Consider the following 14,994-nt stretch of genomic DNA (forward strand, 5'->3'; position numbering starts at 1 on the left):
CGGGCGGCAGCAATCTGCGACAATCTGCGGCCCCGAACTGCCCGCAGCCCCCGCCACGTGGCCCGCCATCGCGCTCCCCGCATCGACCGCACCCCTTTCGAAGCCGACATCCTCGACCTGAGCCACGACGGACGTGGCGTCGCCCGCCGCGAAGGCGAGGGCGGCAAGGTCACCTTCGTCTCCGGCGCCCTGCCCGGGGAGCGCGTGCTGGCCGAGCAGACGGCCAAAAGCCGGCATTTCGACCAGGCTAGGACGCTGCAAGTACTGCAGGCCTCGCCCGACCGGGTCGAGCCGCGTTGCGCACATTTCGGCACCTGCGGCGGCTGCGTGCTGCAGCACCTGGCCGAGGACCGCCAGATCGCCGCCAAGCAGCGCGTGCTGCTGGAGAATTTCGAGCGCATCGGCCATGTCGCCACGGAAACGGTGCTGCCGCCGCTGACCGCCGACAGCTGGGGCTACCGGCGCAAGGGCCGGTTCTCGGTGCGCCGGGTCGAGAAGAAGGGCAAGACCCTGGTTGGTTTCCGCGAGCAGGACCCGCGATTCGTCGCCGAACTGTCGGTCTGCCATACGGTGATCCCGCAGATCGGCGAGCGCATCGGCGAGCTGGCGGCGCTGGTCGATGGCCTGCAGGCGCGCGCGGATATCCCGCAGATCGAATTCATCGCCGGCGATCCGGATGCCGAGTTCGACGGCGTGGCGCTGGTGTTCCGCCACTTGCAGCCCTTGTCCGACGACGACCGGGCCGCGCTGACCGCGTTCGCGCAGGCGCATCGCTGGGCGATCTTCCTGCAGCCCGGCGGCATCGACAGCGTGCATCCGTTGTGGCCGCAGGCGCCGCAACTGGCGTTCCGGCTGACGCCGTGGGAGGTCGAACTGGTGTTCCGGCCACTGGATTTCATCCAGGTCAATGCGCGGCTCAACGAGAAGATGATCGCGCGTGCCTTCGAACTGCTGAACCCGCAGCCAAGTGACCGCATCCTCGACCTGTTCTGCGGGCTGGGCAATTTCACCCTGCCGCTGGCGCGGCGGGTGGCCGAGGCGGTCGGGGTGGAAGGCGATGCCAGGTTGGTGGCGCGGGCGCGCGAGAACGCGCAGCGTAACGGGCTGGGCAACGCCAGCTTCCATGCCGCCGACCTGACCCAGGACCAGCGCGGGACGCCGTGGATGCGTCAGGGCTTCGACAAGCTGCTGCTGGACCCGCCGCGTTCGGGCGCGATCGAGGTGCTGCAGCAGCTGCCGCTGAAGCAGTTCGGCCGCATCGTTTACGTCAGCTGCCATCCGGGCTCGCTGGCGCGCGATGCCGGCTATCTGGTCAACGAATGCGGCTTCCGCCTGCGCCAGGCCGGGGTCATGGACATGTTTCCGCATACCGCGCACGTGGAATCGATTGCATTGTTCGAACGGTGATCCTGGTGTTTTTGCGGCACCCTCGACATCGTCATCCCGGTTTTCGCCGGGATGACGATCAAAAACAGAAGCGGAAATCATGGGTATCGAGATCGAACGCAAGTTTCTGGTTGCCGGCGATGGCTGGCGCGCCGCAGCGCACGAGATGCGGCCGATGGCGCAGGGCTATCTGAACGACCTGTCGATGGTCGAGGGCGGGCAGCAGAAGGCCTCGGTGCGGGTGCGGATCGAAGGCGATGCCGCTTTCCTCAACCTGAAGTCGCGCCAGCCGGGCACTACCCGACAGGAATTCGAATACCCGGTCCCGGTCGTCGATGCGCAGGCCTTGCTGCAGTTGTGCGTCGGCGGGCGGATCGAGAAGCGCCGCCACTACGTCGAGCACGCCGGCCATCTGTGGGAGGTGGACGAATTCCTCGGCGACAATGCCGGGCTGGTGGTCGCCGAGATCGAACTGGATTCCGCCGACGAGGCCTTCGCGCTGCCGGACTGGGCCGGGCGGCAGGTGACCGACGTGCTGCGCTATTACAATCTGGCCCTGGCCTCGCGCCCGTACTCGCAATGGAGCGAGGACGAGCGCCTTGCTACCGACATTCCCTGAACCCTTAGGATTTCCCCATGCTCGTGATCGGCGTCTCCGGACTGGAACTGACTGCGCAGGAGCGCGACTGGCTGCAACACGATGCGGTGGCCGGGGTGATCCTGTTCACCCGCAACTTCGCTTCGCGCCAGCAGGTGGCCGAACTGTCCGCCGCCATCCGCGAGGCCGCGCCGCGTCCGCAGCTGATCTGTGTCGACCAGGAAGGTGGCCGCGTGCAACGCTTCCGCGAAGGCTACAGCGCGCTGCCGCCGTTGCAGCAGTTCGAGGCGCAGTACGCGCAGGACCCGCAGCAGGCGCTGGCGATGGCCGAAGAGCACGCCTGGCTGATGGCCAGCGAGATTCGCGCCAGCGGCGTGGACCTGAGTTTCGCCCCGGTGGTGGATCTGGCGCGCGGCAATCGCGCCATCGGCGACCGCGCCTTTGCCGCCGACCCGCAGGTGGTGGCCGAATTCACCCGCGCCTACGTGCGCGGCATGCATTCGGCGGAAATGGCGGCCACGCTGAAGCACTTCCCCGGCCACGGCAGCGTGCTGGAAGACACCCATTTCGACGATGCCGTCGATCCGCGCCCGCTGGAGGCGTTGCGCGCCGAGGATCTGGTGCCGTTCGTGGCCGGGATCGACGCCGGCGCCGATGCGATGATGATGGCGCACGTGGTCTATCCGGCCGTGGCGCCGGAACCGGCCGGGTATTCCCGGCGCTGGATCGAGGAGATCCTGCGCGGCGAGATGGGTTTCCGCGGCGTGGTGTTCTCCGACGACATCGGCATGGCGGCGGCGTTCTCTGCCGGCGGGGTCAAGGCGCGCATCGACGACCACCTGGATGCCGGCTGCGACGTGGTGCTGGTGTGCGCGCCGAAGCTGGTCGAGGAATCGCTGCGCGCGGTCGAAGGTCGCATGCTCAACACTGCCGCGCTGCTGGGCCTGATCGGTCGCGGCGCGCTGGGTTGGGACGGGCTGCTGGCCGACGCCCGCTACGATGCGGCGCAATCGCGGCTGCCGGCCACGTCCGGGACGGTGGCCTGATGAGCACGGCGCCGAAACTGGCCGACGCGCTGGCCCAGGCCGAAGTGGTGGTGCCGCGCGCGCGGATCGACGCGGCCATCGCCGACATGGCCGAGGTCATCGCCCGCGACTACGCCGGCGAGGTGCCGGTGTACCTGAGCATCATGCACGGCGCGCTGCCGTTCGCCGGCCAGCTGGCGCTGGAGCTGGGCGCGCGCGGCATCGACCTGACCTTCGATTACCTGCATGCCACCCGCTATCGCGGCGCGACCAGCGGCGGCGACCTGGTGTGGAAGCACCGGCCGGCCACCGCGCTGTACGGCCGCCGTGTGCTGCTGGTCGACGACATCCTCGACGAAGGCTATACGCTGGCGGCAGTCAGGCAGTGGTGTCTGGAGCAGGGCGCGACCGACGTGCGGATCGCGGCAATGACGGTCAAGGCGCACGACCGCGTGGTCGATGGCGTCAGCGCCGATTACGTCGGGCTGGAAGTGCCGGACCGCTATGTGTTCGGTTTCGGCATGGACTTTCACGAGCAGGGCCGCAGCCTGCCCGACATCTACGCGCTGAAGGACGACGCGTGAGCCGGATCGCGCTGGCGGTGATCGGCGGCACCGGGGTGTACCGGCTAGCCGAACTGCAGGACGTCGACAGTCGCGAGTTCGACACGCCCTATGGCAAGCCTTCCGGCCCGGTCCGCATCGGTAGCCTGCTCGGCCAGCGCGTGGCCTTCCTGGCTCGCCACGGCGAAGGCCACTCGGTGCCGCCGCACCAGGTAAACTACCGTGCCAATCTCGCCGCGCTGAAGCAGGCCGGTGCGCAGCGGGTGCTGGCGCTGAACACCGTCGGCGGCATCGGCGAGGCCTACGGTCCGCGCGTGCTGGCCTGTCCGGACCAGCTGATCGACTACACCTGGGGCCGGGTCTCGACCCTGTGCGAGGAACCGGGCAGTGAGGTGCTGCACGTGGATTTCGGCGAGCCCTACACCCAGCAGCTGCGGCTCAAGCTGCTGGCGGCGGCGCGGGTGACCGGGGCCGCGGTGGTGGACGGCGGTTGCTACGGCGTTACCCAGGGGCCGCGACTGGAAACCCGTGCCGAGATCGCCCGCTTGCGCCGCGACGGCTGCGATCTGGTCGGCATGACCGGGATGCCGGAAGCCGGGCTGGCGCGCGAACTGGGGCTGGAATACGCCTGCCTGGCGATCGTCGCCAACTGGGCCGCTGGCTGCGGTGTCGGCGAGGAAATCACCCTGGCCGAGGTGCTGGCCAACGTCGAGGCGGCTTCGGCCGGCCTGCCCGAGTTGGTGGCGGAGCTGGCCAGGGGCTGAGCCGCACCGATTGTCAAGCCGGTGGCGAATTTGCATACTCCGCCAGCATGCCTGTCTTTCCGACAGGTCTGCGTACCCCAAATCCACCCAGGAACATCAGTGCTATGCCGTACGGTACCGTTAAATGGTTCAACGACGCGAAGGGCTTCGGCTTCATCACCCCGGAAGATGGCAGCGCGGACGTGTTTGCGCATTTTTCCGCGATCAACTCCAAGGGCTTCCGTTCGCTGCAGGAAGGCCAACGCGTCAGCTATGAAGTGACGCAAGGTCCGAAGGGCGCGCAGGCGTCCAACATCACTCCGGTGGAGTGAGCATTCGCTCCGGAATTTTCCGAACCCCGCTTCGGCGGGGTTTTTTGTGGGCGACGGCGGGGCGGCTTGCATGAATACGGTCATGGATATCGCCATCGTCGGCTACGGCACGGCGGGCCAGGCCGCGGCGGTGCTGCTGTCGCGCGATGGCCATCGCGTCCGGGTATTCGAACAGGCGCCACAGCCGGGCCCGGTCGGCGCCGGTTTCCTGCTGCAGCCCAGCGGCTTGCAGGTGCTGTGGCGGATGGGCCTGCTGGACGCGGTGCTGGCGCACGGTGCGCCGATCGCGCGTCTGTACGGGGAAACGCCGAAGGGTCGGTCGGTCATGGACATGCGCTACGCGGCGCTGGATGCGCGGCTGTTTGGCTTGGGCATGCAGCGCGGAGCCTTGTTTTCGCTGCTGGATGAAGCCTGGCGGGACCGCGCCGGCCTGCATGCCGGCTGCAGGATCGAAGCGGTCGATGCCGAGCATGGCCGCCTGCGCGACGGCGAGGGCCGCTGGCACGGGCCGTTCGATCTGGTGATCGCCGCCGATGGGTCGGCGTCCGGTCTGCGTTCGGCGCTGCCGGGGCGGCGAGTCGAACGGCCATACCCGTGGGGCGCTCTATGGTGCCTGTTGCCGGCTCTGGATTGGCCATGCCGAAACGAACTCCGTCAGCGCTACGTGGCGGCGCGCAAGATGATCGGACTGCTGCCGGTCGGCACCCGTCCCGGCGACGGCGTGCCGCGCCTGAGCTTCTTCTGGAGCCTGCCGTCCTGCGACTTCGAGGCCTGGGCTGCGGGCGACCTGCAGGTCTGGAAGTCGGAAGTGGCCGCGATCTGGCCGCAGGCCGGCGAGTGGCTGGAACCGGTCACCCGGCATGTGGATCTGGCGCGCGCCGGTTACCGGGACATCGTCCTGCACGAAAATTGGCACAGCGGCCGCATGGTGCTGGTTGGAGACGCCGCGCACGGCATGAGTCCGCAACTCGGACAAGGCGTCAACATGGCCTTGCAGGATGCCGAGGCGCTGCGCGACGCGTTGCGCGAATGCGCCGGCACCGGTGAAGCGCTGGCGCAGTACCAATTGCGCCGCCGCCGGCATGTGGCGATCTACCAGTTCTGGAGCCGCTGGCTGACGCCGCTGTTCCAGTCCGAACACGACACCTTTGCCCGCCTGCGCGATCTGTCGTTCCTGCCGCTGGGCCGTTTGCCGGGTGGTCGCGGCCACATGCTGCGGGTGCTCAGCGACACCCAGCGAGGCTGGTTCGGCCGGCTACCGCTGCAACCGGGCTTCATCGCAGCGATGGCGCGGCATGCACCCGGCGATCCGAACGACTGAGCAGGTGGCGGCATCGGCCATCACCATGCGCTAAGGTATGGGCAGGATCGGTTGGCGGGCAGGAGCCGCCGCAGAGGAGGGCCGATGTCCGTACCGCCGCAGACACGCAACGACAATGCGTTCGAAACCCACGTTGTCGACAACCAGCCGCCGGAGTTCGGGCCCCGTGACCTGTGGGCCGACGACATCGCCCTGCGCGAAGCCGTGCAACGCGAAGGTGCCGGCGATTTCGCGGCCGCACTGGCCGACTATGGCGCATTGGCCGGCGACGAGCTGTACCGGATCGGTTTCGACGCCAACCGCGACAAGCCGCGGCTGAAGACCCACGACCGTTTCGGTCACCGCATCGATACGGTGGAATTCCATCCGGCCTACCACCGGTTGATGGACGCGGCGAAGACGCATGGCGTGGCCGGGCTGTCGTGGCAGGGGTCGCACGCCGGTGGCCATATGGCCCGCGCCGCGCTCAGCTACCTGCATCATCAGGCCGAAGCGGGCACCAGTTGCCCGTTGACGATGACCCATGCCGCGGTGCCGGTGCTGCGCCGCGAACCGGCGCTGCGCGAATGGGCCGACAAGGCCGCCGCGCCGCATTACGACCCGCGCGACGTGCCGATCGCGGACAAGGTCGGCATCACCATCGGCATGGGCATGACCGAGAAGCAGGGCGGCTCGGACGTGCGCAGCAACGCCACCGAGGCCGTGCCGCTGGCCGCCGAGGGCGAATACCGGCTGGTCGGGCACAAGTGGTTCTTTTCCGCGCCGATGTCGGACGGCTGGCTGGTGCTGGCGCAGGCGCCGGGCGGGCTGAGCTGCCTGCTGCTGCCGCGGCGCCTGCCGGATGGACGGAAGAATGCGTTCCGGGTGATGCGCTTGAAGGACAAGCTGGGCGACTGGGCCAATGCGTCGAGTGAGGTCGAGTTCACCGGTGCCTGGGCGCGACGGATCGGCGACGAGGGGCGCGGAGTGGCCACCATCATCGAGATGGTCATGCTGACCCGGCTGGACTGCATGCTCGGTTCGGCCGCGGAAATGCGCATGGCGCTGGCCCAGGCCGTGCACCACGCGCGGCATCGCCGCAGCTTCGGCAAGCGGTTGCTCGAACACGTGCTGATGCGCAACGTGCTGGCCGACCTGGCGCTGGAGTCGGAGGCCGCGCTGGCGCTGTCGCTGCGGGTGGCGAGGGCGGTGGATGCCGCGCCGCGCGATCCGCGCGAGGCGGCGCTGGCGCGGATCGCCACCGCGATCGGCAAGTACTGGATCTGCAAACGCGCGCCGGCCTTCGTCAACGAGGCGCAGGAATGCCTGGGCGGCGCCGGCTACGTGGAGGAATCGATCCTGCCGCGGCTGTACCGGCAGGCGCCGCTGAATTCGATCTGGGAGGGCAGCGGCAACATCCAGTGCCTGGACGTGCTGCGCGCATTATCGCGCGAACCGGACACGGCGGCGGCACTGCTGGCCGAACTATTGGCCGGTTGCGGCCGCGAGCCGGTCTTCGACGTGCACATGGGGCGCCTGCGCGCGGCGCTGGAGAGCGGCAAGCTGCAGGAAGCCGGCGCCCGCAGCTGGACCGAAAAGCTGGCGCTGGCCCTGCAGGCTTCTGCGTTGCTGCAGGCCGGCAGTCCGATCGCCAGTGCCTTCGTCCGCAGCCGGTTGGACGGCGGGCATGGTCTGGCGTTCGGCACCTTGCCCGACGACCTCGATTTCGACGGAATGATCGCTAGGGCGTTGCCCTGATCAGCGTTCGCGCCGATACAGGGTGCGGTCGACCGGACCGCGCAGGCGGGAAGCGGGCAGCGGTCGCGAGAGCTGCGTATCGGTAAGCCTGGACGAAGAGCTTTCGCCAGTCCCAGTTGCGGCCGGCGATGGCGTCGCCGAACTGCGCACGGCGGCGGCCGAGGCCGTCGGCGCCAGGTCGGTCCCCTGCACGATGCCCAGCGGGGCATAGCCGGCGTAGCCGGGGAACAGGGTGGACAGATTGGGGTTGGCCATGCGCCGGATCATGATTTCGGAAAACACCCGGCGGTAATCGGTGGTGACCGGAATGTCGCCGAAGGTGGGCGACAGCACCACCGGGTCGAGCCCCGGCCAGCTGCCGTAGAAGCGCCGGCCGTTGACCGGTCCACCCAGCACCAGCAGCGGGTTGCCGTAGCCGTGGTCGGTGCCGCCGTTGGCGTTGGCACGCACGCGGCGGCCGAATTCCGATTGCACGACCAGGGTCACCCGCGACATCTGCCCGCCGGCCGCCAGTTCGGCGAAGAAGGCGCTCAGTCCCTGCGACAGCTCGGCGATCTTGTTCTGGTAGTAATGGTAGCCGCTGCCGGCGGTGCCCTGGCCTTCGTGGGTATCCCAGCCGCCCAGGTCGAGGGTGGCGAAGCGCAGGCCCAGGTTGAAGCGGATCGACTGCGCGATGGTCCACAGCTGCTGGGCGAAGGTGCCGGTCGGCCAGTTGCCCGGCAACGAGGCGAACGACTGCCGCTTGATGGTGTCCAGCGCGGCTTCGGCGCGCGCGCCGCTGATCTCGATGCCGGTGCGGCCAGCCCACATCTCGGCCAGGGTTTCGTTGTGACCCTTGAAGCCGGTGGGAGAGTCATCGCGCACCTGTTGCCAGGCCCAGGCGCCGGCGTTGAGCTGGAAATCGGTCGGGCTGCTCATCACCAGTGCATCGCTGGCCCCGATCAGGTTGGCCGGCTGGGTGCCGGCCACGCCCAGCACCGGCATCGTCGCGGCCGGACTGCCCGGCAGGGTCTGCCAGGCGCGGGTCATCCAGCCGGTAGGCGAACCGTATTTGCCCGGCGTGCCGAGGTCGATGTACAGCTGGGCGTCGAAATGGCTGCGGGTCACCGTGGTGGCCATGCCACAGGCATGGACAATGGCCAGCTTGCCGTCGTTCCACAGGTCGCGCAGCCCGGTGGCCGAAGGATGCAGGCCGAAACCGGTGGCCGCACCGGAAGACAGGGTCAGCGGCAACGCGCCGTAGGTGCCGCTGGCGTCTATGGACAGGCTAGGGCGGGCCTCTTCGTAATGTGTGCGGTCGTTGCCGCTGACCGGGACCACCAGGTTCAGCCCGTCGAAGCCGCCGCGCAGGAACAGGTGTACCACGGTGTCGTAACTGTTGGCCGCGGCGACGGCATCGCCGGCGAATATGAGCGTGGAACCGGCGGCGCCGACCACGGCGGCTCCGCAGCAGCCCTTGACGAATTCGCGGCGCGTCAGCGTGTAATCGGTCATGGCGGCCTCAGCGGGTGAAGAACTCGGGGGAGAGCAGGATCAGCGACACCATGCTGCGCAGGCGCTGCTGGTTGTAGTGGCGCTTCAGGTCGCTGGCCGCCCAGCTGTCGGTGTCGGTGATGACGTAGCTGGCCGGGTCGCCGTTCTGCGCCATGAACGCGGCCAGGCGCTGCCGCCGCGCCGCGCTGGGCAGGTAGCCCAGCAGCCGCCGGCACCAGAAATCGACCAGGTTGTTGGCGGTCCACTGGGCGACATTGCTGCGGGTGGTTGCCAGGATCGGGCTGATCGGCACGCTGTTGTCCTGGGTCTCGGTCATCCAGTTGACCAGCTTCCAGGTCATCGCCAGCGAATTGGAGCCGGCCCAGGCTTCGCCGACGTCCGGGTAACCGTTCGGCGCCGGCCAGGCGTAGGGCAGGTGACCGGTGAAGCCGGCCCGCCACATGAAGGTATTGCTGGTGTCGTGATCCAGACGCAGGGTCCAGTCCTGTCCCAGTGCACGCATCGCCGCCACCGTGGCTTCGAACGGGCGCCGGATCTTCTGCCCCCAGGCGTTGTACATGTCGTCGGAATTGAGGATGTGCCGCAGCACCTTCTCGATCTGGTCGGGTTGCTGCCAGTTGGCGCGGAAGATCTCCGCCGCGCTGTCGATCAGCTGCTGCGAGGGTGTGTCGCTGATGAAGCGACGGATGATCTTCTTGCAGATGAACTTGGCCACCCGCGGATGGCTGGCCAGGCGATCGAGCACGTCGCGGCCGTCCTTCATCGCCGGCTGCTCGGGGTACAGCAGCATGCCGAGCAGGAACTTGGGGCCGGCGTCGTGCCAGGACTGGTGGTAGACGAAGGTGCCGTCGTCCTCGTCCGGGAACTGCCAATGGCCGTTCTTGGCCGACCAGCCGGTGAAGGCGGAGGCGGTTTCGTACACGTCGATGTCGGTGTAGCCGATCGGCAGGCTGGGGTCCTCGGGGCAAGGCGGGACCTGGAACGGGTCCATGAAACCCAGGTAGTTTTCCGCGCCGAAGGTGTGCAGTTCCAGCAGTTCGCGGGCCCAGTTCTCGTTGGGGCCGGAGCGCGAATTGTTGATGTTGTCCAGGTAGTACAGCATCGAAGTGCTCGTCGCCACCGCTTCCAGCATGGTGCGGAAGTTACCGAAGGCGTTGGCGCGGATCACGTCGCGGTCGTAGTGGACGAATACCGGGCCGGCACTGAAGTCGGTGCCCATCACGTTGAAGTGCGCATGCCAGAAATTGACCATCACCTCGCGCAGCTGCCGCTTCGAATAGGTCGCGCGCACGTAGGAGGCGCGTTGCACTTCGTTGGCGGGGCGGATGCGCACCGAGTATTCGGGGTCCGAGGCCACGTGGTCGGTCCACAGCTGGGTCAGCGACTTGCCCAGGGTGGTGTAGCCGTTGCTGGTCAGCCGCTGCTCCAGTGCCGAGTCGTCGATCGTCTGCCAGTCCAGCTGCCAGTCGACCCAGTTGGCCAGCCGCTGCAGGTCGGAACTGCCCAGCGCGTTGAATTCGGCGATGCTGGCCGCGGTGGCGCCGTAGCTCAGGTTGTTGAGCATCTGCACGGCGAACGGCGGCTTGGCCAGGGTCAGCAGGCGCGCACGCGCCAGCCCGGCGCTGGCCTGGGCCTCCCCGGTGCCCGCAATGGCCGGATCGATCTCGCGCGTGGCCGGCATCTGCACTCCGCGATAGCCGTACAGTTCCCGATGGCGCTTGCGTACCCGCGCCTTCAGCACGGCTTGCGGGTCGATCCACGACAGCGAGGTGTCGTCCGCCAGCACGGAAGGCTCGCCGAAATTCAGGCTGTGCGGGCGGGAAACCGGGGAAAACTGCCAGAGACGGGAGACGGGAGACGCCATGTGCCGGTTTCCGGATGGGGAGGCTCCCCGGAAAAATAGCAGGCATGTCGTGAAATCAATGCGACGGCGCGCACAACTTCACCCGCCCGCATTGGCGATCAGACCAGTCCGGTGGCGTAGTACAGGCCGATGATGAAGAACACGGCGCTGGTCTTGATCACGGTGACCGCGAAAATATCCTTGTAGGACTGGCGGTGGCTGAGGCCGGTGACCGCCAGCAGGGTAATCACCGCGCCATTGTGGGGCAGGGTGTCCATGCCGCCGGAGGCCATCGACGCGACCCGGTGCAGCACTTCCATCGGGATACCGGCGGCGTTGGCATTGGCGATGAAGCTGTCGGCCATCGCCGCCAGGGCGATGCTCATGCCGCCCGAGGCCGAACCGGTGATGCCGGCCAGCGAGGTGACCGTGATCGCCTCGTTGACCAGCGGATTGGGGATCGAGCCGAGTGCGTTGGCCACCACCAGGAAGCCCGGCAGGGCGGCGATCACCGCACCGAAACCGTACTCGGATGCCGTGTTCATCGAGGCCAGCAGGGCGCCGCCAATCGCGCTCTTGGTGCCTTCGGCAAAGCGGCCCAACACCGTGCGTCCGGCGAACGCCAGCACGGTCAGGATGCCGACCAGCAACGCGCCCTGCACGGCCCAGATCGCAGCGATCTTGGATACGTCCTGAACTACCGGCGCGGCTTTGCCGACCACCGAGGGAACGAATTCGTGGCTGCTGCCGTAGAACTGCGGAATATAGTGGGTGAACACGATGTTGCTGATTCCGACCAGCAGCAACGGCAGGATCGCGATCAGCGGATTGGCCAGCTTGCCGCCCTCGAAGGGCTCGGGTTCGTTGATCAGGCTGGCCGGGTCGCCATAGCCTTCGCCAGCGCGTCTGGCGCCGCGTCGGCGCCACTCCAGATAGCTCAGGCCCATGATCAGGATGAACACGCTGCCCAGCGTGCCGAGCATCGGCGCGGCCCAGGTATTGGTGCCGAAGAACGCGGTGGGGATGATGTTCTGGATCTGCGGGGTGCCGGGCAGGGCGTCCATGGTGAAGGTGAACGCGCCCAGCGCAATCGTGCCCGGGATCAGTCGCTTGGGAATGTCGCTCTGGCGGAACAGTTCGGCCGCGAACGGATACACCGCGAATACCACCACGAACAGCGACACCCCGCCGTAGGTCAGCAGCGCGCACACCAGGACGATGGCCAGCATCGCCCGTTGCGGGCCGACCAGGCGGATGGTGGCGGCGACGATCGATTTGGAGAAGCCCGACAACTCGATGACCTTGCCGAACACCGCGCCGAGCAGGAACACCGGGAAATACAGCTTCAGGAAGCCGACCATCTTCTCCATGAACAGGCCGGTGAACATCGGCGCGACCAGCGACGGGTCGGTCAGCAGCACCGCGCCCAACGCCGCGATCGGCGCGAACAGGATGACGCTGTAGCCGCGGTAGGCCACGAACATCAGGAAGCACAGTGCTGCCAGCACGATCAGGAACGACATCGACAGACTCCTTTCCGGGCACGACCGAACTCATGGTCCGCCCATTGCAGGGTCGGCAGTATCGGTCCCGCCACTACGGGGCGTCCCCTGTACGAAGGTACAAGTGATGCGGTCGCGGCAAGTGCCTAGTCTTGCCGTCGAACCGGCGACCCCCCGTTGCCGCATCTGGTAGTACCCGGAGGAGGGGAAAACGAATGAAGCGCAAGCACTTGAGCCTGGCGATTGCCGGCTTGTTGATGTCACCGGCGGCAGTCTGGGCGCAGGATGGCGCGAGCGCAGCGCCGGCCAGCGAGGCACGGACTCTGGACGCTGTCACCGTCACCGCCCGCAAGCGCGAGGAGACCCTGCAGGAAGTTCCGGTCGCGGTCACCGCATTCACCCCGGAAGCCCTCGAGAAGCTCAACGTCGAGGACATCGGCGACCTCGACGCACAGGTCCCAAATCTGACCATCTACGCCGCCCGCGGCTCGACCAGTACGGTGACCGCGTACATTCGCGGTGTCGGTCAGGCCGATCCGCTGTGGGGCGTGGATCCGGGCGTCGGCATTTACCTGGACGATGTCTACATCGCCCGCCCGCAAGGTGCATTGCTGGACGTGTTCGACGTCGAGCGCATCGAGGTGCTGCGCGGCCCGCAGGGCACCCTGTATGGCAAGAACACCATCGGTGGCGCGATCAAGTACATCTCGCGCGGCCTGCCGAACGAGGTGGACGGCTTCGCTTCGATCACCGTGGGCAGTCATAACCAGCTGGACGCCAAGGCGGCCATCGGCGGCCCCATCGGGGGCAAGGACAGCGGTCTGCGCGCCCGGGTCTCGGTGGCCAGCATGAACCGCGACGGCTACGGTGAGAACCTGTACAACGGCCAGGACGTCAGTGACAAGGAAATCAACGCCGCACGCTTCCAGCTCGGTGCCTACGCATCGGACGATTTCGACGTGCAGTTTGCCCTGGACTGGATGGACGACCAGTCCGGCGTTCGTGGCGGCAAGCTGCTGTCGGCCAATACCAGCCCGACTGCCAATTTCCTGTTCCCGGGTCTGGCGGCCTATACCCCGATGGATGATCGCTACGACATCTACAGTGCGATGGCCAACGTCAACGACACCACGATGAAGGGTGCCTCGGTCACTGCCACCTGGCGGCCGAACGACAACTGGGTGCTGAAGTACATCGGCGCCAAACGCGAGTCGGACACCGAGACCAATATCGACTTCGACATGACACCGTACCCGGTCGCCGATGTGCGTGCGTATTACAGCGACAACCAGGTCAGCAACGAGTTCCAGGCCAATTTCGACGCTGGCGGCCGCGCTCGCGGGGTGATGGGTGTGTACTTGTTCGACGGCGACGCCGGCGGCCAGGTGCTGAACAATTTCTTCGGCTTGAGCTTCGGCGACACTCAGGGTGTGGTCAACACCAAGAGCTTCTCGCTGTATACCGACTGGACCGTGGACCTGACCGAGAAACTGAAGCTCGACGTGGGTGCGCGCTATACTGATGAGGACAAGCACGCAGTTGCCTACAACATCGGCTATACCGATGACACGTTCACCATTCCGAGCGGTGTGGTGGCGGCGAATTTCGACAAGACGATCAACTTTAAGAACGTTTCGCCGAAAGTCTCGCTTGACTATCAGATCACCCCGGACATCATGGTTTACGGTCTTGCCTCGCGTGGCTTCAAGTCCGGCGGCTACAACATCCGTGCCAATACGACCGCGGTACCGCGCTCGGGCGAGCCGTTCGACGACGAGAGCGTGGACAGCTACGAAATTGGCGCCAAGATGGGTCTGCTGGATCAGACGCTATTCCTGAACCTGTCCGCGTTCCACAACATTTACGAGGACATCCAGCTCTCGGTGTTCACCCAGTACATCGACGGCAACGGCAATCCGCAGTTTTTCGGCGACTTCACCAACGCCGGCAAGGGCACGGTGGACGGCGTCGAGGTCGAATACCAGTGGCTGCCGACCGCGCACTGGCTAATCAGCGGCAACCTGGCCTGGCTGGACGCCAAGTACGACGAGTTCATCAGCGCCGGCGTCAACGTCGCCGATACGCAGAAGTTCACCAATGCGCCCGAGTTCTCCGGCGCGATCAACGTCGAGTACCGTACCGATCTGGCCAATGGCGGCAACCTGTCGGCACGGGTGGGCTATGTCTACCAGTCCGAGGTCTATCCGACCACCGACCTGAGCGAGGCGATCAAGCAACCGGGTTACGGCCTGCTCAACGCCGGTGTGATCTGGCGCTTGAACGATGCCTGGTCGTTCTCACTGCAGGGCAGCAACCTGACCGACGAGGAGTACCGTACCACCGGCTACAATCTGGAGTCAGCGCTGGGCATCCTCTCCGGTTTCTACGGGCCGCCGCGCGAATACTCGCTGACCGCCCGCTTCGACTTCTGAGTCGGACGCGCTTTCGGG

The 14,994-nt window shown here is 66.9% G+C and carries 12 protein-coding genes; 9 read left to right on the forward strand and 3 right to left on the reverse strand.

The window, feature by feature from the left end:
• Positions 1 to 57 precede the first annotated feature (57 nt).
• From rlmD to CSC70_RS08190, 8 genes are all read left to right on the forward strand, one after another.
• Positions 58 to 1,407: a 23S rRNA (uracil(1939)-C(5))-methyltransferase RlmD gene (rlmD, locus tag CSC70_RS08155; protein ID WP_162456166.1), complete on the forward strand. Its 1,350-nt coding sequence runs from the start codon at positions 58 to 60 to the stop codon at positions 1,405 to 1,407.
• 79 nt (positions 1,408 to 1,486) lie between these two features.
• Positions 1,487 to 2,005, forward strand: a complete 519-nt coding sequence (locus CSC70_RS08160; protein WP_162456167.1) for a CYTH domain-containing protein — start codon at positions 1,487 to 1,489, stop codon at positions 2,003 to 2,005.
• Positions 2,006 to 2,022: 17 nt separating this feature from the next.
• A complete protein-coding gene (nagZ, locus tag CSC70_RS08165) occupies positions 2,023 to 3,030 on the forward strand; it encodes a beta-N-acetylhexosaminidase (RefSeq protein WP_162456168.1) in 1,008 nt (335 codons plus the stop codon).
• A complete protein-coding gene (locus CSC70_RS08170; protein WP_162456169.1) occupies positions 3,030 to 3,593 on the forward strand; it encodes a hypoxanthine-guanine phosphoribosyltransferase in 564 nt (187 codons plus the stop codon). Before nagZ ends, CSC70_RS08170 begins: the two co-directional genes overlap by 1 nt.
• On the forward strand, positions 3,590 to 4,336 hold the full coding sequence (locus CSC70_RS08175; protein ID WP_162456170.1) for an S-methyl-5'-thioinosine phosphorylase: 747 nt from the start codon (positions 3,590 to 3,592) through the stop codon (positions 4,334 to 4,336). The genes CSC70_RS08170 and CSC70_RS08175 overlap by 4 nt, the downstream gene beginning before the upstream one ends.
• Positions 4,337 to 4,440: 104 nt before the next feature.
• Positions 4,441 to 4,647 (forward strand): transcription antiterminator/RNA stability regulator CspE, encoded by a 207-nt coding sequence (gene cspE / locus CSC70_RS08180; protein ID WP_162456171.1) that lies wholly within the window; start codon positions 4,441 to 4,443, stop codon positions 4,645 to 4,647.
• A gap of 70 nt (positions 4,648 to 4,717) precedes the next feature.
• On the forward strand, positions 4,718 to 5,968 hold the full coding sequence (locus CSC70_RS08185; RefSeq protein ID WP_246189358.1) for an FAD-dependent oxidoreductase: 1,251 nt from the start codon (positions 4,718 to 4,720) through the stop codon (positions 5,966 to 5,968).
• Between the two features lie 84 nt (positions 5,969 to 6,052).
• On the forward strand, positions 6,053 to 7,705 hold the full coding sequence (locus CSC70_RS08190) for an acyl-CoA dehydrogenase family protein (RefSeq protein ID WP_162456173.1): 1,653 nt from the start codon (positions 6,053 to 6,055) through the stop codon (positions 7,703 to 7,705).
• Here CSC70_RS08190 and CSC70_RS08195 read toward each other — a convergent pair whose 3' ends face one another.
• From CSC70_RS08195 to CSC70_RS08205, 3 genes are all read right to left on the reverse strand, one after another.
• Positions 7,706 to 9,199, reverse strand: coding sequence for a DUF1501 domain-containing protein (locus CSC70_RS08195; protein WP_162456174.1), 1,494 nt, complete (start codon positions 9,197 to 9,199; stop codon positions 7,706 to 7,708). It abuts the gene before it with no gap.
• Between the two features lie 7 nt (positions 9,200 to 9,206).
• Entirely contained in the window at positions 9,207 to 11,063 is a 1,857-nt protein-coding gene (locus CSC70_RS08200; protein WP_162456175.1) for a DUF1800 domain-containing protein, read from the reverse strand.
• A gap of 98 nt (positions 11,064 to 11,161) precedes the next feature.
• Positions 11,162 to 12,565 carry a GntP family permease gene (locus CSC70_RS08205; RefSeq protein WP_162456176.1) on the reverse strand — a complete coding sequence of 468 codons (1,404 nt, stop codon included), beginning with the start codon at positions 12,563 to 12,565 and terminating at the stop codon, positions 11,162 to 11,164.
• 194 nt (positions 12,566 to 12,759) lie between these two features.
• Here CSC70_RS08205 and CSC70_RS08210 point away from each other — a divergent pair, with 194 nt between their 5' ends.
• A complete protein-coding gene (locus CSC70_RS08210; RefSeq protein ID WP_211369452.1) occupies positions 12,760 to 14,976 on the forward strand; it encodes a TonB-dependent receptor in 2,217 nt (738 codons plus the stop codon).
• Positions 14,977 to 14,994 lie beyond the last annotated feature (18 nt).

The organism is Pseudoxanthomonas kalamensis DSM 18571, assembly GCF_010211745.1.
Classification (GTDB): domain Bacteria; phylum Pseudomonadota; class Gammaproteobacteria; order Xanthomonadales; family Xanthomonadaceae; genus Pseudoxanthomonas_A; species Pseudoxanthomonas_A kalamensis.